Origin of the sequence: Mesorhizobium vachelliae (assembly GCF_033977325.1) — a bacterium.
Taxonomy (GTDB): Bacteria; Pseudomonadota; Alphaproteobacteria; order Rhizobiales; family Rhizobiaceae; genus Mesorhizobium; species Mesorhizobium vachelliae.
This window is the reverse complement of sequence record NZ_JAVIIR010000010.1, coordinates 147,103-167,943: the sequence shown is the minus strand read 5'-3', so window position 1 is coordinate 167,943 and position 20,841 is coordinate 147,103. Positions and strand designations below refer to the sequence as shown.

The following is a 20,841-nucleotide window of genomic DNA, read 5'->3' as shown; positions in this document are numbered from 1 at the left end:
ACACAAAGATGGCTTTTTTGTAGCGTCGGCCGCAAATCAAAGGTGAGACAAGAAGATAGACATAGGACCCATTCGACAAACGCCAGATCCGATCGGTGGTGGCAGGCCGATGCCGAGCCAGGATGTTCCGCTGATCTCAGTGATCACGCCGACTCACAACCGGCGCAGTCAGGTCGTGCGCGCGGTGGAAAGCGTTCTGGCGCAGACACTTACCCGCTTCGAGCACATCGTGGTCGACGACGGTTCGACCGACGGGACGGCCGCCGCGCTCGCCGAAATCCGCGACCCCAGGCTGATCTATGTCGGCGCCAAATGGCGCGGCGCCAATGCCGCGCGCAATGCGGGCATAGAGCGCGCGCGTGCGCCGGTCGTGACGTTCCTCGATTCGGACGATATCTACCTGCCCGACCGGCTGGAGCGGACGCTCGCGCGCTTCGAGGAGACACCTTCGCTCGAGGTGCTGATCAGTTCCTTCGTGTCGCTGAAGGGCGGCCGCAGCACCAAGTGCATCAATCGCGACGCTTTCCTCGACAAGGGCACGCTGCAGCGCGCCCTGGTCTCGCAGACCATCTTCATTGCCGGCTCGGCGATCACGGCGAGGCTTGAATCGTTGCTTGCGATCGGCGGTTACGACAGCGACGTGACGCGCATGCAGGATCGCGAATTGCTGCTGCGCTTTGCCCAACGCAGCGGCGCCCTGTTGTCACAGGATATCGACTGGAAGAAGTACAGTTCGGAGAATTCGATCTCCGGCCGCCGCGACGGCTATGTCCAGGCCTACGCCAATCTGATCGACAAGCATCCCTATATCGCCGACCGCTACCCCGAGGTTCCACCTTACATGATTGCGCGACAGATCATCGCCGATATCCTCAAGGGCAGGTTTCCGCAGGCATTTTCGGGCTATCACGCCAACCGGTCGTCCAAGTCGCTCGGCTACTCGCCGGCCGAACTGTTGCGCGGCTATGTCGTTGGCCGCCGCTGGCGGCGCGACTGCTACGACGAGTTCCGCGCCAAATACGGCGCCCGGGCAGTCTGACCGCCTTCTAAAGCGCGCCGCGATCTTTCAGATTCGCTCCATACGCTTTTAGGTTTTTGATTTTACGCATGTCTTTATCCCGAAACCGGTTCCCGCTTTCGGGAGACATGCTTCAAGCTTCAGTGGATTCCTTCTTGCGGCGCGCCGCCGGAGGCGGCGGCTCGATCGCCCCTGCCCTGACGCGCGCGGGTTTCAGCGCCGGCGCGCCGGAATCCTTGACGATGTTCAGCGAGCGCGGAAAGAACTGGTTGTTGTGCTGGCCGCGCCCGATATTCACGATCGCGGTTTCAGGCAAGCGCTTCTCCAGCATGGCCAACACCCGTCGCAGCGTCGGGCCGTCGAACGCGTCGAGCGCTTCGTCCATGATCACCCATTTCGGCTTGCGCAAGGCGAGCCTGGCGAAAGCCAGCACCCGTTGTTCGTCATCGCCGAGCTCACGTTCCCACCGCCCGGGATGGTCGAGGGCAGTCGCCAGCCGATCGAGGCCGACCTCGCCAAGCACCGCCGCGATCTCGGCATCGCTGGCCGGGGCCTCGCCGTTCGGATGGTCGAGGACCTCGCGCAGCGTGCCGGCCGGGAAATACGGCACCCTGGGCACGAAGATGGGGGTCTCGCCGGCCGGCAGGCCGATCCGGCCGCTTCCCCATGGCCACAGGCCGGCAATGGCACGGAAGAACAATGTCTTGCCGGCGCCCGGCTCGCCGGTGATCATGACGCGCTCGCCGGCGTGGATTTCGACATCGGTCTGGGCAAGCTTGGTGCAGCCTTCCGGCGAACCCACTTCGAGCCTGTCGAAGGTCAGGCTGCCATTGGCATTCTCAACGAACTGGATGCGTTTTTCCGTGTCGTGCAGCGCGTCGGTTTCGGTGAGCGCGATGCGGAAGTCGGCCACGCGCATCAGCGTCGCGCGCCAGTCGGCGATGCTGCCGATATTGTTGATGAACCAGCGCAGGGACGAATGGACCTGGTTGAAGGCGCCGACCGCCATCATCAGCCCGCCGAACGAGATGTCGCCCGAGAAATAGACCGGCGAAGCCACCAGGATGGGCGCCACCACCGTTATCCAGCCATAGGTGTCGGTCACCCAGGACAGGTTGATCTGGGCGGTAAAGATGCGCCGCATGGCGCCGAGCACCGTGCCGAGGTCAAGCTCCAGCCTGCGCCGGGCGTCGGGCTCGCCATGGTAGAGCGCGATGGCGTCGACGTTTTCGTTGACCCTCACCATGGAGGAGCGCAGCTCCGCTTCGCGGGTGTAGCGCTCGCTGTTGAGGCCGATCAGCGGACGCCCGACCAGCCAGCTCAGCCAGGAGGCGATGCCGGCATAGAGGAAGGCCGCCCAGACCATGTAGCCCGGTATCGCCAGCGAATAGCCGCCGATGTGGAACACGAAGCCGGAAGACAGTTCCCATAGCACGCCGATGAAGGAGACGAGCAGGATGAGGGACTGCAGCAGGCCGACGCCGAGATCGGTCGACAGGTCCGACAAGTGAGCGGCATCCTGCTGCATGCGCTGGTCGGGATTGACGCCGATGGCGCCGGCATTGGCGAGCCGGAAGGCCCGCGCCGGGCGCATCCATTGATCGATCAGGTCGAGGGTCAGCGCCTCGCGCAACCTCAGACGGATCATCTGGTTGAGCCAGGTTTGGCCGATATTGAGCACCAGAAGTCCGCCGGCGATCATCGCGAAGACCAGAAGCTGATGCAGGAAGTCGGTCATATCGCGCCGCGCCAGCGCATCGTAGAAAGGCTGGTTCCAGCGATTGAGCAGGACCTGCCCGATCGAAGTGGCGATGATGACCGCGACGATGCCGATGGAGACCCAGGCAAGTTGCCTGCGCACCGGCGAGGATTTCAGCCCCAGCTTGATCGTCGCCACCTGATCGGCGAGGCTGCTCGCCTCGACTGAGACTGCGGGTTTCTGCGGGCCCGGCTTTTTATCGGTCTGGTCGTCCATGAAGGATATTCCTGGTTTGCGCGGCGGTCATGAATACCGCGCTAAGCGAGCATGCCTTGGATCGGGCATGCCTCAGATAGGGTGGCGATTGCCGCGCGATGCAAGGCGCTGCGATCACGAACGCGTCACTTGGCCAGGCGCGCCGCCGGTCGCGTGCCGGCCAAGCCGCGTTGCCCCCTGCGGCGAGAAGACCGGCACGAAGACGCGGCGAGAGGCGCGCTGCGCGACCGGCACGCCCTGATAGAGCCGTTTCTGCGCCTCGACGACGATGACGCCGGAGAAGATCGGCCAGAACCGCCGGCCGGCCTTCTCCAGCACATTGTGGAACCGCATCATGAAACGCCGCGGCGACGGCGGAAAGAACAGCGCATCGCTCCACGTCGCCGGGGTGAAGTTCGCCTCGCGCAGCAATTCGGTCAGCTGGCCGCGCGAGAACGGTCGGCCATTGCCGAAGGGCGTGTGCTCGAAGCGCGCCCACACGCCGCGCCGGTTGGGCACGACGATGACCACCCTGCCCGCCGGCGACAGCACGCGCCAGATCTCGTTCAACGTCTCGCGCGGGTTCTCGGCATGTTCGAGGGAATGCACCAGGAGCACGCGGTCGATGCAGGAATCGACCAGCGGCAGCTCCTCGTCGAAGACCAGCGCCGTCGCCGCCGGCCCGGTCGCCGGCCACACCACCGCGCCCTGCGTCGCCGGCATGAAGGCGAAGACGCGCTCGGCATCGGTGCCGAAGCGCTCCAGCCACGGCAGCGTGTAGCCAAGGCCGACCAGCCGCTCGTTGGGCACGGTTGCCCAAATGGACGACAGCGCCATGGTGATCGAATGCTCGGCCAGGCGGCCGAGCGTCGACGAGTAGAAGGAGCGCAGATCGACGATATCCGAATGCATGCGCGGGACGGTAGCTGCGAAGGGGCCCAAGTTCAACAAAGGTGCCAGGTTCAACAAACGCGGATGACATCGGCGCCCGCCCGCCCTATGTCTGCGGCGACAAAGGGAGACACGCGATGCCGGTCGAAATCGAGCAGTTCATGTGCCGCACCGACAATTTCGGCGTGCTGGTCCGCGATCCGAAGAGCGGTGAGACGGCGATCATCGACGCGCCCGAAGAGGCGCCGATCCTGGCGGCGATCAAGCGCACCGGCTGGACGCCGACAGTGATCCTCACCACGCATCATCATGCCGACCATGTCGAAGCCAATCTGGCGCTGAAGGAGCGCTTCAAATTGCGCATCGTCGGCCCGGAAGCCGAAAAGGCGAAGATCCCCGGCATCGACGAGACGATCCGCCAGGGTTCGGTCGTGCGCCTTGGCGAGGAAAGGATCGAGGTCATCGAGACACCCGGCCATACCGCCGGCCACGTCTCCTATTATTTGCCGGCCTCGAAGGTGGCCTTCACCGCCGACACCCTGTTTGCGCTGGGATGCGGGCGCCTGTTCGAATGCAAGCCGCCGGTCATGTATGACTCACTGAAGAAGCTGGCGGCGCTACCAGCCGAAACCGCCATCTATTGCGGCCACGAATATACTTTGGCCAATGCCCGTTTCGCGGTGACGATCGATCCCAGCAACCCGGTGCTGAAGCAGCGCGCGGCAAAGATCGAGGCGCTGCGCGCCGACAACAAGCCGACGCTGCCGACCACCATCGGCGAGGAATTGTCGACCAACCCGTTCCTGCGCTGGCACGATCCGGCGATCCGCAAGCATCTCGGCATGGAGAAGGCCTCCGATGCGGAGGTCTTTGCCGAGATCCGCAAGCGTAAGGACAACTTTTGAGCCTGCCTGAATGACCGCCAGCGCCGCCGAGATTATCGCCACACTTGGCCTCAAGCCGCATCCCGAGGGCGGCTGGTATGCCGAGACCTTTCGCGACGCCGCTGGCGGCCCGCGCGGTTATTCGACCGCGATCTATTTCCTGCTCGAGCGAGGCCAGCTTTCGGCCTGGCACCGGGTGAAGGACGCGGCCGAGGTCTGGCATTTCTATGCCGGCGCGCCGCTGGCGCTGTCGATGCATGGGGAAGGCCCGGGCTCGGTCATCGAGCAGGTGCTGGGCACTGCCTTTGCCGCCGGCGAGCGGCCGCAGATCGTCGTGCCGGCAGGCTGGTGGCAGTCGGCGCGCAGCCTTGGCGAATGGACGCTGGTCGGCTGCACGGTGGCGCCGGGCTTCGATTTCGCCGCCTTCGAGCTGGCCGAGCCGGGCTGGCAGCCGGTCTAACCGGCTATGCCCAATAAAAACCCCAGCGTGATCGACAGTTGGGCGGCGTAATAAAGCACCCAGACCGCGTAGCGCATCCACAGGCGATGCGGCGAGATCGCCGCGAGCAGGAAGCGCTCGGCGGCCAGCAGCCCGTCCGAGGCGATGAACAGCACCGCGCCGGCGATCACCCAGCGGTTGCTTGTGGTAAGCGCCGAAATGCCCATGGCGAGGATTGCCAAGACATAGACGGCAACGGGGACGCGCAACTGCGGGCCGACACGGCGCCAGAGCGCGGCAAGCATGACGATGCTGAACGCGGCCATGGCCAGCGCGATCGCGCCACGCCAGAATTCGGCGCTCAACAGCCGCAGCCCGCCGCCTGCCTGTAAAAACAGCGCGATATAGGCGATGTGGCCGGCGAGAAAGCTCGCCAGCCCGCCGAGAAAGGCCTTCTCGCCGTCGCGCGACAGAAACGCGTCGCCGGCCGCGCTGAGTGCCAGCGCCGCGACGAGCAGCAACGGACCGCCCTGCATGGCGGCAAGCGCGGCCAACAAAGCCACGGCAAGCGTCTTTGCCGCGGTGCGCGTCCATTTCGGCGGCATGTCGAGCGCGAAGGCGTAGATCACGGCCGCGACGAACGAGAACAAAAGCGTTGCGTTGGCGTTGGCCTCGATGCCGCCCGCAAACGGCATCATGCGTTGACCTCTTTTGCCGCCGGCTTGCGCATCAGCAGCGACTTCGCCGCGAGCGCCGCGCCGCCGGTGATGAGCACGCAGGCAGCGAGGATGCGCAGCGACGGCTCGGCGACGCCGGCAGCGATCAGCACCAGCGTCGAGAGCAGCGGCGCGGCGTAGCTCGCGGCGCCCAGCACCTGGATGTTGCCGCGCTTGACGCCGATGTCCCAGGCATAGAAGGCCGCGCCGACCGGCATCAGGCCGAGCCCGATGACGGCCAGCCACTGGCCAGGGCCATCCGGCAGCACTGTCTTCTCAAGCAGAAAATGGCAGGCCAGCGACAGCACCGATGTCGCCGCGCAGAACCAGGTGACGATCGAGGTCGGCACCGACGGGAAGCGCCGCGACAGCAGCGAATAGGAAGACCACAACAGCGCGCAGACGGCGGCCATCGCGTAGCCGAAGGCGTAGCGCGCGTCGAAGGCCAGCCCGCCGCCCTTGGTGACGATCAGGAACGTGCCTGCAAGGCCGAGCAGCGCGCCGACGACATGGTTCCAGGCAAGCCGCTCGCCCGGCATCAGCGCCGAGCCGAGCACGATCAGCAGTGGCCACAGATAGGCGATCAGGCTGGCCTCGACCGCCGGCGCGTTGCGCAGCGCCGTGAAGTAGAAGAAATGATAGCCGAACAGGCCGGCGATGCCGATCACCCAGACCTGTGGCGGGATCTTCTGGTTTCTGTCGGCGGCCGGCATCACCAGCCGCGCGGCCAGCCCGACACAGGTGCCGATGGCGAAGGTGATGGCCGACAGCAGGAACGGCGGCACCTGCCCTGAAGCGTCGGTGAGCAGCGCCAGCGATGCCCACATGGCGACCGCCGAAAACCCGATCAGTGTTGCGCGCCCCATCCATTCCCCCCGCCGGTGCGCGGTAGCGCCTGGCCTAATTGACCGCTTCGAACCGTCCCGCGCTGATGGTCAGCGGACCGATCTGTGTCCCGACCGTGGCGCGGATCGGCGCATATACGCCGGATTGGCCGACCGGCGCAAACGTCACCAGCATGCGGCTCTTGTTCTTCAGGAAATTCAGCGCCTTGCGGCCCTTGCGGTAGCCCGCCACCGGCTCGAAGCCCATCTTGCAGGTCACCGTGTCGCCCTTGTAGCCGGGCACCGAGATCGAACCCTTGGAGGCATAGGTCAAGGTCAGGTCGGCGCGCATCTCGCCATCATAGAATTTGACCGTGCGTCCGCAGACCTTGTCCAGGCTGTCGGCATGGATGACGGTCGCGGCCATCGGATCGAGCACTGATTTCAGGTCTCCGTCGCCGATCGGCACCCAGCTCTTCGGATCGCGCTTGCCGGGGGCGGGAACGACTTGCGTGGAGGAGACCGCCCCGTTGCTGAAGCGGATGTCGACCATCGAGGCCTTCTTGCCGGAAGTATAATCGGCCCTGAACACCTGCGGTTTCATCCGCTTGTCGGAAATCGTGCCTTTCGACGAAATCGTGCCTTTCGTATCGTCGAACAGCCTGCCGAGCCCGGCGGCGGAGACGGTGCCGTTGATAGCATAGGTATCGCCCTCGTAGAGGCTGGAAAAGGTCGCCCTGGCGATCGAAAGGCCGAGATAGGACACCGTATATTCGCCCTTGAAGGATTGCGGCGCCGCGGCGGCGAAGCTTGTTGCCGGCACGGCAAGGACAAGCAGGGTGGCGAATGCATGAGATGGACGGAGCATGGCGGCTGGCGAATCCCTGGCGGTTCGGCCGGAACGCAGAGGATCCAGCCTGGCATATCCCTTCGCGAAGGGCTTATAGTGTGAAATCCGGCCTTTATATGGAGCGTGGCTGACAGCCGGCGGCGTGCCGGAGCTTGACGCAGTGGTGAAATGCCACTATGGAACGCCAACTTTTCCAAAGGCCGCCTGACCGAGACCGCGCGCCGCCTGGCGCGGGCAGAATGGTTTGGCAGGTTTAGAAACTGAAGGTTAGACAAATGTCCCGCACCTGCGAACTCACTGCCAAGGCAGTTCAGACCGGCAACAATGTGAGCCACGCCAACAACAAGACCAAGCGGCGCTTCCTGCCGAACCTGGTCAATGTGACGCTGATTTCCGAAGCGCTGAACCAGAATGTTCGCCTGCGCATTTCGGCCAACGCGCTGCGTTCGGTCGAGCATCGCGGCGGCCTCGACGCCTTCCTGGTCAAGGCCGACGTCAAGGAACTGTCGCAGCGCGCGCGCCTGCTCAAGAAGCAGATCGCCAAGAAGCTTGCCGAGCAGTCGGCCGCTTAAAGCAGCTTTCAGGCGGGGGACGACCGCCTCGGGCACCGCTCTTGCCGGTGCTCGGAATAAGAGCGAGCGTCGCCATGACGCTCGGCTGGTTCCATTACCCAGGATAAAAAAATGAACTTCCTGATGCGATATCTGCCCTTCGTGGCCGCCATGGCGCTTGTCGTCGTGGCCTCCAACATCCTCGTGCAGTTCCCGATGCAGGGTGAGATCGGCGGCCTGGCGCTTGCCGACGTGCTCACCTGGGGCGCCTTCACCTATCCTTTCTCCTTCCTGGTCACCGACCTCGCCAACCGCCGCTACGGCCCGGCCGTGGCGCGCAAGGTGGTGTTCGTCGGCTTCATGACGGCGGTTACCTGCTCGATCCTGATCCCGCCCTTCCTGTTCCGCCATGGGCTGATCGAGTTTGAGACCGCCGCCGACCGCCTGGTGCGCATCGCCGCCGCTTCAGGCACGGCCTTCCTCACCGCGCAGCTGCTCGACGTCACCGTCTTCAACCGGCTGCGCCGGCAGAGCTGGTGGCGCGCGCCGATCGTCGGCACGCTGGTAGGCTCGGTGTTCGACACGGTCGTCTTCTTCGGCGTCGCCTTCTCCGCCGCCTTCGCCTTTGCCGGCCCCAATGACAGCTTCGCGCTGGAGGCGGCCCCGCTGATGGGCGTGCTGCCGGTCGAGACGATGCGCTGGGTGTCCTGGGCGCTTGGCGACCTTTCGGTGAAGCTCATCATCGCCGTCGTGGCGCTGATCCCCTACCGGCTGCTCGCTGCCCGCTGGAGCCAGCCCGCGGTCGCGGTCGGAGCATGATCCCAAAAAGTGGAACCCGGTTTTTGGAAAAGATCAGGCTCCAAACAAAAAGAGAGAGCATGATCCCAAAACGTGGAATCAGGCCATGATCCCCTGGGTTCAGCTTGATTCCGCCCGCACGCCTGATGGCGCTCAGGAACTTCGCCTGAAGCGGCGCGGGGATGAATTCTCCATCATGCTCGGCACCAACGAGCTGATGAACAGCCGCCTCAGCGGCTCCGAAGAGGCGCTCGCCAGGCTTTCCTGCGAGCGGATCTCCGGCCGCAAGCAGCCAAGGCTGCTCATCGGCGGGCTCGGCATGGGCTTCACCTTGCGCGCCGCTCTCGCCGCGCTCGATGGCGACGCCGCCGTCACTGTCGCCGAACTGGTTCCCGCGGTCGTCGCCTGGGCGCGCGGCCCGATGGCGGAAATCTTCGGCGGCTGCCTCGACGACCCTCGCGTCACCATTCGCGAGGCCGATGTCGGTCAGCTGATCAGGGCGGACAAAGCCGCCTGGGACGCCATTCTGCTCGACGTCGACAACGGCCCCGAAGGCATCATCTACAAGGGCAACGACACGCTCTATGGCGCGGCCGGACTGGCGGCCGCGCGTGCCGCATTGAAGCCTGGCGGTGTCCTGGCGGTCTGGTCGCAGGGGCCGGACAGCGGCTTCACCCGGCGGCTGAAGCAGGCCGGCTTCGCGGTCGAGGAGATCAACACGCGGGCCAACGGCAAGCGCGGCGCCCGCCACGTCATCTGGATCGCGACCAACCGGCCCTGACGCTTTCAGTCACACGGCTTTACGCTTTGTTACGGCCGATGATGCAGGATCGCGTAAATTCTCCAGGGCATTGCGACCAGCATGACCGTGCCAGGCACCGGTTGGAAAAACGATCTCCTGCTTGCGTTGTGCGCCACGCTGGTGGTGTTGACGATCAACGCGGTGTCCGGCTTCCCCACCCTTGCGAATTATGGCGCAGACAATGACAGCATGCTGCGGCTGGTCGAGGTTCGCGACCTGCTCGGCGGCCAAAGCTGGTTCGATCTCCATCAATACAGGATGGGCGCCTCGGGCGGCTTCGTCATGCACTGGTCGCGGCTGGTGGATACGCCCCTCGCGCTGATCATCATGGCCTTCGATGCGCTCGGCGCCAGCCCTGCGACTGCCGAACGCGCCGCGCAGATCATCTGGCCGACCCTGCTCTACGGGCTGACCATATTCGTGCTCATGCGCGCCTCGCGGCGCTTCGCCGGCGCGAATGTCGCGATGCCGGCGGTCATCCTGTCTACGGCGGCGCTGTTCTTCCTGGTGATCTACAGCCCGGGAGTGATCGATCACCACAACGTCCAGCTGTTGCTGACGGCAGCCAGCCTCTGGCTTCTGATGGAAGCGCCTTCCTGGCGCCCCGCTGCCCTTCTGTCGGGCATTTGCGCCGGCCTGACGCTCGCTGTCGGCATGGAGACCGCTCCCTATGTGGCGGTGCTCGGCATCTGTGCGGCTGCCCTGTTCGTCCTCGATGACAGGGAGCGCATTACGGCGCGAGGCTTTAGTCTCGGATTTGCAGGCATCGCTTCCCTGGTTTTCGTAGCGACCATTCGGCCGGCCGATTGGGGCTTGGCCCAATGCGACGCCTTCTCGGCCTTCCAGTTCGCGGTTGCGGCACTGTCCGGCTTCGGCCTCGCGATCGCGGCGACATTGACCGCGTCGACAACCCGGGCGCGGCTCGGCTCCACGCTGGCGCTGGCGGTGGTGGTCGCGGCCGCCGTGATAGCATTCTTCCCGCAATGCCTGGCATCGCCCTATGCCGGCATGGACGAGCGTATCCGCACCTATTGGCTGGCCGACGTGGTCGAAGCGCAGCCCTTCTGGAGCGTCGCCATCCACCAGCCGAAGCTGATGGCGGCGCGTTATGTGACGCCCTTCATCGCGATCCTGCTGATCGGCTTTCAATTGCGAAGCCGCCGCCTGCGCCGCGAGGAAACGCTCGCTGCCATCCTGCTCCTCGTCGCCTTCGTCGTCAGCCTCTGGCAGGTGCGCGGCTCGACCTTCTCCGTGGCCTTCGCCGTGCTGCCGCTCTCGGCCTGGATTGCGAAAATCCGCCTGCGGGCTGACGCCACGCCGTCATGGCGCCTTTCCACCGGCATCGTCATGGCGTGGCTGGTCTCGCTCAACGCGACCTGGGCCGGTGTCGCGGTGGCGGCGCAGTCCATGGTCCAGAAGGCGCCGCAGCGGATCAATTCCGATCCCGACCACGCAGTGACCTGCGGCAAGCCAAGCGACTTCCATGACCTTGCGGCCATGCCGGCGACGACGGTGCTTGCCTCGTCCAATCTCGGCTCGGGAATATTGATGTTCACGGGCCACCGGGCGCTGGCCGGCCCTTACCACCGCAATGTCGGCGGCAATCTGGCCATGCTCGACGCCTTCATGGGAACGCCGGACGCCGCCCACGCCGTCATCGAACGCGAGCGTGTGGGACTGGTCGCGATCTGCCGCGGCAACACCGAAGAGATATCGCTGGGCCTGGAGGCGCCGAAGGGCCTTGCCGCGGCGTTGCTGCGGGGCGACCTGCCGGCATGGCTCGAGCTGGACCAGTCTACCGCGGGAAAGCCGATCGAGATCTACAAGGTCCGTTGAATATCGGCACGGGCCATATCAGCATCGTCGACGGCGCCCTTCGCAACGCACTCGCTTTGCGCCGATGCAAGATCGCCTCGTGATTTAGAAACCCGCGATTGAAGCCGGTCCCGTGGATCATTGCAATCCAGCCTGTGCTTTGGTTAGCATTCCGCGCGGCGAGCGATATATCTATTCAAGAAATTTTGGATTCGGGGTTCTTTGGATTGGGGAAAGGGATATCCATGTCGGCCATAGACGGCGCGTTGGCGCCAGCATCAGCCAAGCAAACGCTGCAATATGTTGTCTCCCACATGGTGGGCGCCGTGAACCGCGCCACGTTTGTGGAAAAGCCGTTCTGGCACCTCGAGATGACGGATGTCTTTCCAGCGGACCTCTATCTGCGCATGCGCGCCGCCATGCCGGAGGCGCGCGAATATCGTGCGCTCAAGGGACGCAACAATGTGAATATCATGGCTGACGGAACCGCGACGCGGATCAAGATCGACCTCTATCCCGAATATATCCGCCATCTGCCGGCTGAGAAGCGGGCCGTCTGGGCTCTGGTCGGCAAGGCATTGCACGCGCCGGAGCTGAAGGACGCGTTCATGCGCCGCCTTGCCCCGGGCCTGGAGCGCCGGTTCGGGTCGGACTTCATGAAGGTCGGCATGTATCCGGTGCCGATGCTGACGCGCGACGTGGCGGGCTACAAGATCGGCTTCCACACCGACACGAAATGGAAGGGCATCACGGTCCAGTTCTACCTGCCGGAGGATGACTCGATCAACCATATCGGCACCCGCTTCGCCGAGCGCATGCCGGACGGGCGTTTCGAGAATTCGCACCGGATGTCGTTTTCGCCGAACACGGGCTACGCCTTTGCGGTCGGCACCGACACATGGCACGCGGTCGACACCGTCGGACCGGAGGTCCGCACCCGCGACAGCATCCTTCACACCTATTTCGTCGACAACACCGCGATGCTCAAGATCCGCAACCGGAGCAAGCGCGTGGCCAATTTCGTGACGAACGAAGTCCGCCACGTCGGCCGGTAATCTCTCGGCGCGCGCCCGCAAGACTGGCCGCATGCAGCCGGTCCTGCTCAGTCCTGGTGCAGGATGAATTCCAAATAGAGGTTGCGCTGCAGGATCGAATGGTTGTCGTCCGATACCAGCGACACCATCAGCGCGCCATCGTCGCGGGTCCAGACCTCCAGCCCTTCCATATTGTCGATCTGATAGCCCATGTCGGCCTCCATCAGCACCGGCCCATCGGCGACCGCGCCCTTCTCGACGCTTTCGCCATAGATGCGCCTGAGCCGCATCTTCACTCCGCGCACGATCGAGAAGCTGCGCTCCAGAAGCAACAGGTCGCCGTCCGGCAGGAAGGCGCCGTCGGTTATGTCGAAATCGCCGTCGCGCCTGACGGTGAAGACGCCCTTACGCGGCCCCTCGATGACGGCGGCGTAGACATTGCCTGATGTGTCGAGGCTCCTCTCCGAGACCACGACCAGGCCACCCTCGTGCTGTCCGGAAGCGTCGGCGTGAGTGACGGTCTCGAAGCCACGGTTCTGGCGCAGCTCCTGCGCAGGAATCAGGTAATCGAGCTGCCTGACCGGCGCCTTCATATTGTCGGGATCGATCTTGAACTGGGTGACGCGCTGGTCGCGCTCGAAGCCGACGGTGGCGATGCCGTCCTTGACCGCGAGCCCTTCCGCGTCGACCTGCGATTTCTTGTCGATCGGCCGGCCCGAGGCGTCGACCATCTGCTGCATGCGGAAACTCTTGACGCCCGACGGTCGCTTGCCGGCGTCATGCGTGATGGTGCCGAAGAACCAGAAGCCGGTGTCGGTAACGCCGATGAAATCGCCGCCCGGCTTCAGGAAGCGGAAGGCCGACAGCGCGCCGAAATCTCGCGCCGGCGAGCTCATCTCCAGCCCGCCGACGAATTCGAGCGGCCCGAACCGCGTCTCGTCATGGCCGATATGGAACTGGTTGATCGGCCGCACCGAAATCTCGACCGTCTCGACGGGAGCTGCCGCGACGGTCATTGCCGGCGAGGCGCAGGCCAGCATGCAGGCGAAAAGCCTCCGCCGCGCACGCCGCCCCGAAAAGATCATCCGGCGCGCCGCAAGCCGCCACGCCGGGTGTCGCGCGCGCTTTCCTCGCCAAACAGCGAGGCGAGCTGCTCGGTCATGGCGCCGGCCAGTTCCTCGGCATCGACGATGGTGACGGCGCGACGATAATAGCGCGTGACGTCGTGGCCGATACCGATCGCCAAAAGCTCGACCGGCGAGCGCGTCTCGATCAGCTCGATGACCGCCCGCAGATGCCGCTCCAGATAATTACCCGGATTGACCGAGAGCGTGGAATCGTCGACCGGCGCGCCGTCCGAGATCATCATCAGGATCTTGCGCTGCTCGGGCCGGCCGATCAGGCGGCTATGCGCCCAAAGCAGCGCCTCGCCGTCGATGTTCTCCTTGAGCAGGCCCTCGCGCATCATCAGCCCGAGATTGCGCCGCGCCCGCCGCCACGGATGGTCGGCGGACTTGTAGATGATGTGGCGCAGGTCGTTGAGCCGGCCGGGATTCGGCGGCTTGCCGTCCTTCAGCCATTTCTCGCGCGCCTGCCCGCCTTTCCACGCCCGCGTGGTGAAGCCGAGGATTTCCACCGAAACGCCGCAGCGCTCCAGCGTGCGGGCCAGGATGTCGGCGCAGGTCGCGGCGACCGTGATCGGCCGCCCGCGCATGGACCCCGAATTGTCGAGCACCAGCGACACCACCGTGTCGCGGAACTTGGTGTCGCGCTCCTGCTTGAAGGACAGCGGCTGCATCGGATCGATGACGACGCGCACCAGGCGGGCCGGATCGAGATAGCCTTCCTCCAGGTCGAAATCCCAGGAGCGGTTCTGCTGCGCCATCAAACGGCGCTGCAGCCGGTTGGCGAGCCGCCCGACGACGCCGGAAAGGTTTGCGAGCTGCTTGTCGAGGAAGGCGCGCAACCGGTCGAGCTCCTCTTCCTCGCAAAGCTCCTCGGCGCCGACCGTCTCGTCGAAGGCGGTGGTGAACACCTTGTAGTCGATCTCTTTCGGCAGGTTGAGGAACGGATTGTCGTTGCGCTTGGCCTCGCCCGGCGTCTCGGCGTCGGAATCATCCTCGTCGGAGAGGTCGTCGGACGTGGCGTCGGTCGCTTCCGTCTCGGCCGACTCTTCCTCGTCGGCGGAGGCTTCGGCATCTTCCGACTGCGACTGATCGGAGCCTGAATCCTCCTCGCCGCCTTCCTCGCTCTGCTCCTCGCCCTGCTGCTCGTTCTCTTCGTTTTCCTCCGAGTCGTCGGTTTCCTGGTCGTCGCCGAGCTCCTCGGCCATTTCCATGGAAACCAGCATGTCGCGCACGACGCGGGCAAAGGCCTGCTGGTCCTCGAGCTTGGCCGACAGGCCGTCGAGATCGGCGCTGGCCTTCTCCTCGATCCAGGGACGCCAGAGATCGACCAGCCGCTCGCCGCTCTTCGGGATCGCGCGGCCGGTGAGTTTCTCGCGCACCATCAGCGCGATCGCTTCCTCGAGCGGCGCATCCGCCTTGTCCCTGACGTCAACAAGGTTCGCCTTGGTGTATTTGTCCTCGAGCATCGAGCCGATATTGTCGGCCACGCCCTGCATGGCGCGGCTGCCGATCGCCTCGACGCGGGCCTGCTCGACGGCGTCGAAGATAGACCGCGCCAGCTTGCCTTCCGGCGCCAGCTTGTTGTGGATGCGCTGATCGTGGCAGGCGCGCTTCAGCGCCATGGAATCGCCGATGCCGCGCGTGACCGCGATGTCGTTGCGGGACGCTTTCTTCGGCAGTTCGGGCAGCCGCGCGCGATTTCCCGCCAGAGCAGGCCGGTCCTTGGCAAACCCAACCTCGAGGTCCTTGTCGCCGGCGACGGCGCGCATGCACACGGTGACGGCGCGCTTGAAGCTGTCGGCTTCAGACCCGTTCTTCGGCTTGTTGCGCGTGTTGTCGCCCGGACCCGCCATTGATCATTCCCTGCGCGTTTTCATGCTGAAAGGCTGGAGGCCTTTCAGCTGCGCGCCTAGCCCAGCACCACGTTGGCGGCGCTCTCCGGCAGATCCTCGCCGAAGGCGCGCTGGTAGAACTCGGCCACCACCGAACGCTCCAGCTCGTCGCATTTGTTGAGGAAGGTCAGCCGGAACGCCATGCCGATATCGCCGAAGATCTCGGCGTTTTCGGCCCAGGTGATGACGGTACGCGGGCTCATCACGGTCGACAGGTCGCCATTGATGAAGGCCGAGCGCGTCATGTCGGCGACACGCACCATCTTGTTGACGATGTCCTTGCCCTTATTGTCGCGGTAGTGCTTGGCCTTGGCCAGCACGATGTTCACTTCATTGTCGTGCGGCAGGTAGTTGAGCGTGGTCACGATCGACCAGCGGTCCATCTGCGCCTGGTTGATCTGCTGCGTGCCATGATAGAGGCCGGTGGTGTCGCCGAGGCCGACCGTGTTGGCGGTGGCGAACAGCCGGAAGGCCGGGTGCGGACGGATGACGCGGCTCTGGTCGAGCAGCGTGAGGCGGCCGGAGGATTCCAGGACGCGCTGGATGACGAACATCACGTCCGGGCGGCCGGCGTCATATTCGTCGAAGCAGAGCGCGACATTGTGCTGATAGGCCCAGGGCAGGATGCCGTCGCGGAATTCGGTGACCTGCAGGCCTTCCTTGACGACGATGGCGTCCTTGCCGACCAGGTCGATACGGCTGACATGGCTGTCGAGGTTGACGCGCACGCAGGGCCAGTTGAGCCGCGCCGCCACCTGCTCGATATGCGTCGACTTGCCGGTGCCGTGATAGCCCGACACCATGACGCGGCGGTTGTAGGCAAAGCCGGCGAGGATCGCCAATGTCGTCGCCTTGTCGAACAGATAATCCGGGTCGATGTCCGGCACGTGCTCGGTCGCCGCCGAATAGGCGGGAACGACCATCTTGGACTCGAAGCCGAATTTCTCCTTCACCGACACCGTCGTGTCGGGCAGGTTGGCGATGTCGCGATCGACCTTGTTCATCTCTATCAACGTCTCCACGGGCGAAACGCCGTGTTTCGCCGGCAATCGATTTTGTCCGGGGGCGGTCTTAGAGCCTTTTCCAACCTTATGAAAGTTGGAAAACGACACGAACCGTAGGGCCGCTCAGCACAATCCTGCCTGCTTGAGCACGCGATAGGCCTGGAGCACATCGCGAAACCGGTCTTCCGAACCTCTGTCGCCGCCATTCGCATCCGGATGGTGGCGCTTAACGAGTTCCTTATAACGCGCCTTGATGTCCTGGCCAGTCGCCTTTGTGTCAAGGCCAAGCGTTTCCAGCGCCTTGGCCTCAAGCGGCTTTGCCTTGCGCTCGCGCGGCTCGCGCGCTCCGGCGCCGAACAGGTTGAAGGGGTCGCGCATGCGGTTGTAGTAGCCGGCGCGCCCCGAACGCTGCTGCGCGAAATCCGGCGCCGAGCGCGTTCCGCCGCCATTGGCGCCCATGCGCCAGGTCGGCCTGTGGCCGGTTAGCGCCTCTTTCTGGAAGCGGGCGATCTCGCTGTCCGACACGCCGGAGAAGTAGTTGAAGCCCTTGTTGTATTCGCGCACATGCTCGAAGCAGAAGCGGAAATACTCGCCTTCCTTGAGGCGTCCGACGGGCGCGCGATGCGTGCCGGCCTCGTTGCAGCCGTCCCACTGGCAGATCGGCGCGCGCGACTTCAGCTCCGCGTCCTTTTCCGGCCGGATTCGAATTTTTTCGAAATATTTGGGATACGCTTTCATCTCCCCCATTTATGGGCTGTTCGCACGTGCGAAACAAGAATTGACATTTCGCCGATGATCGCCCTAACCGCTGAATCGCGCCTTAAAAGCGGTCAAAAAGATAGATTTTGCGGCTGTGCCGTAGATGTGGTGAAGGGAAACCAGGATGTCCATACAGTCGACGATGGAAAACAAGCTGAAAGCGGCATTTTCGCCCGAAAGGCTCGCCGTCATCAATGAAAGCCACCTTCACGCCGGCCATCACCATGTCGAGCACGGCCACGAGGCCCATTTCGACGGCACCGGCGAGACGCATTTCCGCGTTCGCATAGTTTCGCCGACCTTTGCCGGCATGGGCCGCGTCGAGCGCCATCGCGCCGTCAATGAACTGCTTGCCGACGAATTGAAAGCCGGCGTGCATGCGCTGGCGATCGAGCCGGCGGCACCGGGCGAGAAGACGCGCTGGTAGTCAGCCGACACTCGCCTTGAGAAATGCCAGCGCCGCGGCGGTGAAGGCGTCGCCGTCCTTGCCGAAATCACCATTGATCGACATGTGCGTATAGGCGCTGCCGTCGAACAGCGTGACCTTGGTGCCTGTGGCGCGCAGGCGTTTTGCGAAAGCTTGCGACTCTTCGTCTCGCCCGGGCGCGCGCGAATAGGCAATGAAGGTCGGCGGATGTTTCCTGCCGTCGACATAGCTCGCCGGCGACAGCGCCGCCCACTGTGCCGGGTCGGAGAACGCACGCGCATAGGCGCGGACCATGCCGCCATTTCTGGAAAGCGCGGCGAGATCATAGGCCCGGGTGTCGTCGAGGATAAGCCCGTCGACGCCAGGCAAGCTTCCTCGCATGCCGGTCAGCGCAACCAGATGGCAGCCGGCCGAATGGCCCATGCCGATGACGCGGTTTGGGTCGCCGCCATGCCGGGCGATGTTGGCGCGCACATAGGCATAAGCCTTCTCGACGTCGCTGGCCTGGGTCGCGACATCGGCTTGCGGCAACATGCGGTAATCGATCGAGACGAAGACGAATCCGTTGGCGAGCAGGAAACCCGGCTTGGCGCCGACCTGGCTGCGTTTGCCGAACCGCCAGGCGCCGCCATGGACGAAGAAGACCACGGGCAGGTTGTCCGCGCCGCCCGCGGCATAGATGTCGAGCTTGGCCGGACCGTAATCGCGGGTTTGCGGTTCCGGCTGGACCGGACGCCCGGCGGCTGACGCACCCGCCGGCAGCAGCGCCGCCAGCGATGCCAAGATGAAGCTGCGTCGATCGATCATCGCCATCTCCGGCCAGGTTGCGCCGCGGCGGGCATGGATGTTCGCCACGCGCCTCATTTACGGACCAAAAATGACAACTTTCGGTGCGAAAACAAATCCACTCCTTGACCGTCCGCTGGCAATCACCACGTATGTTCATAGGCGAGCATTTGCGGCCGAATCGGGGTGTTCCCGAGGGGCCAATGCCGGAGTGCAAAGTGCGCTCTCCCTTCATGTGAAGGGAACCACAATGCTTTCCGGCGGTTGATGAAGCGATGAGCCGATTGGCAGCCTATCGGCTCCGAGGCAAAGCATCATGCGCGAGAACCAATCCGACGTCTTCGATCTGTTTTCGGAGATTTATTCCAACGCGGCCCAGGAAGAGATCAGCCTCCAGCAATATCTGCTGGCCTGCCGCGAGGACAAATCCATGTACGCCTCAGCGCCGGAACGCATGGTCGAGGCGATCGGCGAGCCGAACCTGGTCGACACCAGCAAGGACGAGCGGCTCGGCCGCATCTTCTCCAACCGCACCATCAAGATCTATCCCTCCTTCTCCGACTTCTACGGAATGGAGGATACGATCGAGCGCATCGCCGGATATTTCCGCTATGCCTCGCAAGGCCTCGAGGAGCGCAAGCAGATCCTCTATCTTCTCGGACCGGTCGGCGGCGGCAAGTCCTCGCTCGCCGAACGGCTGAAGAAACTGATGGAAGAGCGGCCGATCTACACGCTCAAGGTCGGCAATCAGATCAGCCCGATCTTCGAATCGCCGCTCGGCCTTTTCCATCCTGATCGCATGGGCGATCTGCTGGAAGACAAATACGGCATCGCCCGCCGCCGCCTGAACGGGCTGATCTCGCCCTGGGCGGCCAAGCGCCTCGACGAGCTGTCCGGCGACATCTCCAAATTCAGCGTGGTCAAGCTGTCGCCGTCGCGGCTGCGTCAGATCGCCATCGCTAAGACCGAGCCCGGCGACGAGAACAATCAGGACGTCTCGGCCCTGGTCGGCAAGGTCGACATCAGGCAGCTGGAGCATTTCAGCCAGTCCGATCCGGACGCCTATTCCTACAGCGGCGGCCTCAACCGGACGACTCAAGGGTTGCTGGAATTCGTCGAGATGTTCAAGGCGCCCATCAAGGTGCTGCATCCGTTGCTGACCGCGACCCAGGAAGGCAGCTACAACGGCACCGAGAATTTCGGCGCCTTCCCCTATCAGGGCATCGTCGTCGCCCATTCCAACGAGTCGGAATGGCAGCAGTTCAAGAACAACAAGAACAACGAGGCCTTCCTCGACCGCATCCTCGTGGTCAAGGTTCCCTATTGCCTGCGCATCACCGAGGAACGGCATATCTACGAGAAGCTGCTGCGCGAGAGCGAGTTGGCGAACAGCCCCTGCGCGCCCGAGGTTCTGGATATCCTCAGCCGCTTCACCGTCTCGACCCGTCTTGCCGAGCATGACAATTCGCCGCTCTACACCAAGATGCGCGCCTATGACGGCGAGAACCTCAAGGAGGTCGATCCGAAGGCGAAGTCGGTCCAGGAATACCGCGACGCCGCCGGTGTCGACGAAGGCATGACCGGGGTCAGCACCCGCTTCGCCTTCAAGATCCTGTCGCAGACCTTCAACTACGACACCAAGGAGGTCGCCGCCGACCCGGTGCACTTGATGTATATCCTCGAGGAGGCGATCAAGCGCGAGCAATTCCCGAAGGAAACGGAAGCCGCCTACCTGGAGTTCATCAAGTCGGAACTGGCCACCCGCTATGCCGAATTCATCGGCCACGAGATCCAGAAGGCCTATCTGGAATCCTACAGCGAATACGGCCAGAACCTCTTCGACCGCTACATCGCCTACGCCGATGCCTGGATCGAGGATCAGGACTACAAGGACCCCGACACCGGCCAGATCCTCAACCGCGAGGTGCTGGACAAGGAATTGTCGCAGGTCGAGAAACCCGCCGGGATCGCCAATCCCAAGGACTTCCGCAACGAAGTGGTCAAGTTCACCTTGCGCGCGCGGGCGCGCAACCATGGCCGCAACCCCTCCTGGACGAGCTATGAAAAGCTTCGCGAGGTCATTGAGAAGCGCATGTTCGGCCAGGTCGAGGACCTGTTGCCGGTGATCAGCTTCGGCTCCAAGCAGGACAGCGTCACCGAGAAGCGGCACAACGAATTCGTGCAGCGCATGGTGGAGCGCGGCTATACCCAGCGGCAGGTGCGACGGCTGGTCGACTGGTATATGCGCGTGAACAAGGCGGGCTGAACAA

Annotated in this window: 20 protein-coding genes; 10 read left to right on the top strand and 10 right to left on the bottom strand. The window is 64.1% G+C overall.

Features of this window, described 5'->3' with window-relative positions:
• Positions 1–109 precede the first annotated feature (109 nt).
• Positions 110–1,039, top strand: coding sequence for a glycosyltransferase family 2 protein (locus RFM41_RS21600; protein WP_320250880.1), 930 nt, complete (start codon positions 110–112; stop codon positions 1,037–1,039).
• A 112-nt stretch (positions 1,040–1,151) separates the two neighbouring features.
• Here the strand turns inward: RFM41_RS21600 and RFM41_RS21595 are convergent, their stop codons facing one another.
• Both RFM41_RS21595 and RFM41_RS21590 read right to left on the bottom strand, forming a co-directional pair.
• Complete coding sequence (locus RFM41_RS21595) at positions 1,152–2,993, bottom strand: ABC transporter ATP-binding protein/permease (RefSeq protein ID WP_320250879.1); 1,842 nt, start codon at positions 2,991–2,993, stop codon at positions 1,152–1,154.
• Positions 2,994–3,107: 114 nt separating this feature from the next.
• Positions 3,108–3,884, bottom strand: coding sequence for a class I SAM-dependent methyltransferase (locus tag RFM41_RS21590; RefSeq protein ID WP_320250878.1), 777 nt, complete (start codon positions 3,882–3,884; stop codon positions 3,108–3,110).
• Between the two features lie 116 nt (positions 3,885–4,000).
• On the opposite strand from RFM41_RS21590, the gene gloB reads away from it, so the two are divergent.
• Together gloB and RFM41_RS21580 are read left to right on the top strand one after the other, a co-directional pair.
• Positions 4,001–4,768: a hydroxyacylglutathione hydrolase gene (gloB, locus tag RFM41_RS21585; RefSeq protein ID WP_320250876.1), complete on the top strand. Its 768-nt coding sequence runs from the start codon at positions 4,001–4,003 to the stop codon at positions 4,766–4,768.
• 10 nt (positions 4,769–4,778) lie between these two features.
• Positions 4,779–5,207 (top strand): cupin domain-containing protein, encoded by a 429-nt coding sequence (locus RFM41_RS21580; protein WP_320250874.1) that lies wholly within the window; start codon positions 4,779–4,781, stop codon positions 5,205–5,207.
• Here RFM41_RS21580 and RFM41_RS21575 read toward each other — a convergent pair.
• Genes RFM41_RS21575 through RFM41_RS21565 form a run of 3 tightly spaced genes read right to left on the bottom strand, consistent with a single transcriptional unit; the run spans position 5,204 to position 7,594 of the window.
• Complete coding sequence (locus RFM41_RS21575) at positions 5,204–5,884, bottom strand: lysoplasmalogenase family protein (RefSeq protein ID WP_320250872.1); 681 nt, start codon at positions 5,882–5,884, stop codon at positions 5,204–5,206. The two genes, RFM41_RS21580 and RFM41_RS21575, sit on opposite strands and share 4 nt — an antisense overlap.
• Positions 5,881–6,768, bottom strand: coding sequence for an aromatic amino acid exporter YddG (gene yddG / locus RFM41_RS21570; RefSeq protein ID WP_320250870.1), 888 nt, complete (start codon positions 6,766–6,768; stop codon positions 5,881–5,883). The genes RFM41_RS21575 and yddG overlap by 4 nt, the downstream gene beginning before the upstream one ends.
• Positions 6,769–6,802: 34 nt before the next feature.
• Positions 6,803–7,594, bottom strand: coding sequence for a DUF3108 domain-containing protein (locus tag RFM41_RS21565; RefSeq protein ID WP_320250868.1), 792 nt, complete (start codon positions 7,592–7,594; stop codon positions 6,803–6,805).
• Positions 7,595–7,851: 257 nt separating this feature from the next.
• On the opposite strand from RFM41_RS21565, the gene rpmB reads away from it, so the two are divergent.
• The 5 genes from rpmB (at position 7,852) to RFM41_RS21540 (ending at position 12,597) form a co-directional block, all read left to right on the top strand.
• Entirely contained in the window at positions 7,852–8,148 is a 297-nt protein-coding gene (gene rpmB / locus RFM41_RS21560; RefSeq protein ID WP_040989302.1) for a 50S ribosomal protein L28, read from the top strand.
• Between the two features lie 111 nt (positions 8,149–8,259).
• Positions 8,260–8,946 (top strand): queuosine precursor transporter, encoded by a 687-nt coding sequence (locus RFM41_RS21555; RefSeq protein WP_320250865.1) that lies wholly within the window; start codon positions 8,260–8,262, stop codon positions 8,944–8,946.
• Between the two features lie 85 nt (positions 8,947–9,031).
• On the top strand, positions 9,032–9,706 hold the full coding sequence (locus tag RFM41_RS21550; RefSeq protein ID WP_320250863.1) for a spermidine synthase family protein: 675 nt from the start codon (positions 9,032–9,034) through the stop codon (positions 9,704–9,706).
• 81 nt (positions 9,707–9,787) lie between these two features.
• Positions 9,788–11,563, top strand: coding sequence for a GtrA family protein (locus RFM41_RS21545; protein ID WP_320250862.1), 1,776 nt, complete (start codon positions 9,788–9,790; stop codon positions 11,561–11,563).
• Positions 11,564–11,787: 224 nt separating this feature from the next.
• Positions 11,788–12,597 (top strand): hypothetical protein, encoded by an 810-nt coding sequence (locus RFM41_RS21540; RefSeq protein WP_320250861.1) that lies wholly within the window; start codon positions 11,788–11,790, stop codon positions 12,595–12,597.
• 47 nt (positions 12,598–12,644) lie between these two features.
• Here the strand turns inward: RFM41_RS21540 and RFM41_RS21535 are convergent, their stop codons facing one another.
• The 4 genes from RFM41_RS21535 to RFM41_RS21520 all read right to left on the bottom strand — a co-directional run bounded on the left by RFM41_RS21535 (position 12,645) and on the right by RFM41_RS21520 (position 17,346).
• The gene (locus RFM41_RS21535; RefSeq protein ID WP_320250859.1) at positions 12,645–13,661 is read right to left on the bottom strand and encodes an esterase-like activity of phytase family protein; all 1,017 of its coding nucleotides are present in this window, start codon (positions 13,659–13,661) and stop codon (positions 12,645–12,647) included.
• Positions 13,658–15,556: a cobaltochelatase subunit CobT gene (cobT, locus tag RFM41_RS21530; protein ID WP_320250857.1), complete on the bottom strand. Its 1,899-nt coding sequence runs from the start codon at positions 15,554–15,556 to the stop codon at positions 13,658–13,660. The genes RFM41_RS21535 and cobT overlap by 4 nt, the downstream gene beginning before the upstream one ends.
• Positions 15,557–15,612: 56 nt before the next feature.
• Complete coding sequence (gene cobS / locus RFM41_RS21525; RefSeq protein ID WP_041000295.1) at positions 15,613–16,599, bottom strand: cobaltochelatase subunit CobS; 987 nt, start codon at positions 16,597–16,599, stop codon at positions 15,613–15,615.
• A 123-nt stretch (positions 16,600–16,722) separates the two neighbouring features.
• The gene (locus RFM41_RS21520; RefSeq protein WP_320250854.1) at positions 16,723–17,346 is read right to left on the bottom strand and encodes a J domain-containing protein; all 624 of its coding nucleotides are present in this window, start codon (positions 17,344–17,346) and stop codon (positions 16,723–16,725) included.
• Positions 17,347–17,482: 136 nt separating this feature from the next.
• Here RFM41_RS21520 and RFM41_RS21515 point away from each other — a divergent pair, with 136 nt between their 5' ends.
• Entirely contained in the window at positions 17,483–17,785 is a 303-nt protein-coding gene (locus RFM41_RS21515; protein WP_320250852.1) for a BolA family protein, read from the top strand.
• On the opposite strand, the gene RFM41_RS21510 is transcribed toward RFM41_RS21515, so the two are convergent.
• Positions 17,786–18,592, bottom strand: a complete 807-nt coding sequence (locus tag RFM41_RS21510) for an alpha/beta hydrolase (RefSeq protein ID WP_320250851.1) — start codon at positions 18,590–18,592, stop codon at positions 17,786–17,788.
• A 295-nt stretch (positions 18,593–18,887) separates the two neighbouring features.
• On the opposite strand from RFM41_RS21510, the gene RFM41_RS21505 reads away from it, so the two are divergent.
• The gene (locus RFM41_RS21505) at positions 18,888–20,837 is read left to right on the top strand and encodes a PrkA family serine protein kinase (protein ID WP_320250849.1); all 1,950 of its coding nucleotides are present in this window, start codon (positions 18,888–18,890) and stop codon (positions 20,835–20,837) included.
• Positions 20,838–20,841: the final 4 nt, after the last annotated feature.

What these genes read in the sequence shown, in the direction of transcription:
- RFM41_RS21535 (WP_320250859.1), bottom strand. Translation starts at nt 13,661, where the DNA reads ATGATCTTTTCGGGGCGGCGTGCGCGGCGGAGGCTTTTCGCCTGCATG.
- RFM41_RS21510 (WP_320250851.1), bottom strand. Translation starts at nt 18,592, where the DNA reads ATGATCGATCGACGCAGCTTCATCTTGGCATCGCTGGCGGCGCTGCTG.
- cobT (WP_320250857.1), bottom strand. Translation starts at nt 15,556, where the DNA reads ATGGCGGGTCCGGGCGACAACACGCGCAACAAGCCGAAGAACGGGTCT.
- RFM41_RS21505 (WP_320250849.1), top strand. Translation starts at nt 18,888, where the DNA reads ATGCGCGAGAACCAATCCGACGTCTTCGATCTGTTTTCGGAGATTTAT.
- RFM41_RS21595 (WP_320250879.1), bottom strand. Translation starts at nt 2,993, where the DNA reads ATGGACGACCAGACCGATAAAAAGCCGGGCCCGCAGAAACCCGCAGTC.
- yddG (WP_320250870.1), bottom strand. Translation starts at nt 6,768, where the DNA reads ATGGGGCGCGCAACACTGATCGGGTTTTCGGCGGTCGCCATGTGGGCA.
- RFM41_RS21545 (WP_320250862.1), top strand. Translation starts at nt 9,788, where the DNA reads ATGACCGTGCCAGGCACCGGTTGGAAAAACGATCTCCTGCTTGCGTTG.
- RFM41_RS21580 (WP_320250874.1), top strand. Translation starts at nt 4,779, where the DNA reads ATGACCGCCAGCGCCGCCGAGATTATCGCCACACTTGGCCTCAAGCCG.
- RFM41_RS21520 (WP_320250854.1), bottom strand. Translation starts at nt 17,346, where the DNA reads ATGGGGGAGATGAAAGCGTATCCCAAATATTTCGAAAAAATTCGAATC.
- RFM41_RS21515 (WP_320250852.1), top strand. Translation starts at nt 17,483, where the DNA reads ATGTCCATACAGTCGACGATGGAAAACAAGCTGAAAGCGGCATTTTCG.
- gloB (WP_320250876.1), top strand. Translation starts at nt 4,001, where the DNA reads ATGCCGGTCGAAATCGAGCAGTTCATGTGCCGCACCGACAATTTCGGC.
- RFM41_RS21590 (WP_320250878.1), bottom strand. Translation starts at nt 3,884, where the DNA reads ATGCATTCGGATATCGTCGATCTGCGCTCCTTCTACTCGTCGACGCTC.
- RFM41_RS21565 (WP_320250868.1), bottom strand. Translation starts at nt 7,594, where the DNA reads ATGCTCCGTCCATCTCATGCATTCGCCACCCTGCTTGTCCTTGCCGTG.
- RFM41_RS21575 (WP_320250872.1), bottom strand. Translation starts at nt 5,884, where the DNA reads ATGATGCCGTTTGCGGGCGGCATCGAGGCCAACGCCAACGCAACGCTT.
- RFM41_RS21600 (WP_320250880.1), top strand. Translation starts at nt 110, where the DNA reads ATGCCGAGCCAGGATGTTCCGCTGATCTCAGTGATCACGCCGACTCAC.
- RFM41_RS21540 (WP_320250861.1), top strand. Translation starts at nt 11,788, where the DNA reads ATGTCGGCCATAGACGGCGCGTTGGCGCCAGCATCAGCCAAGCAAACG.
- RFM41_RS21555 (WP_320250865.1), top strand. Translation starts at nt 8,260, where the DNA reads ATGAACTTCCTGATGCGATATCTGCCCTTCGTGGCCGCCATGGCGCTT.
- cobS (WP_041000295.1), bottom strand. Translation starts at nt 16,599, where the DNA reads ATGAACAAGGTCGATCGCGACATCGCCAACCTGCCCGACACGACGGTG.
- rpmB (WP_040989302.1), top strand. Translation starts at nt 7,852, where the DNA reads ATGTCCCGCACCTGCGAACTCACTGCCAAGGCAGTTCAGACCGGCAAC.
- RFM41_RS21550 (WP_320250863.1), top strand. Translation starts at nt 9,032, where the DNA reads ATGATCCCCTGGGTTCAGCTTGATTCCGCCCGCACGCCTGATGGCGCT.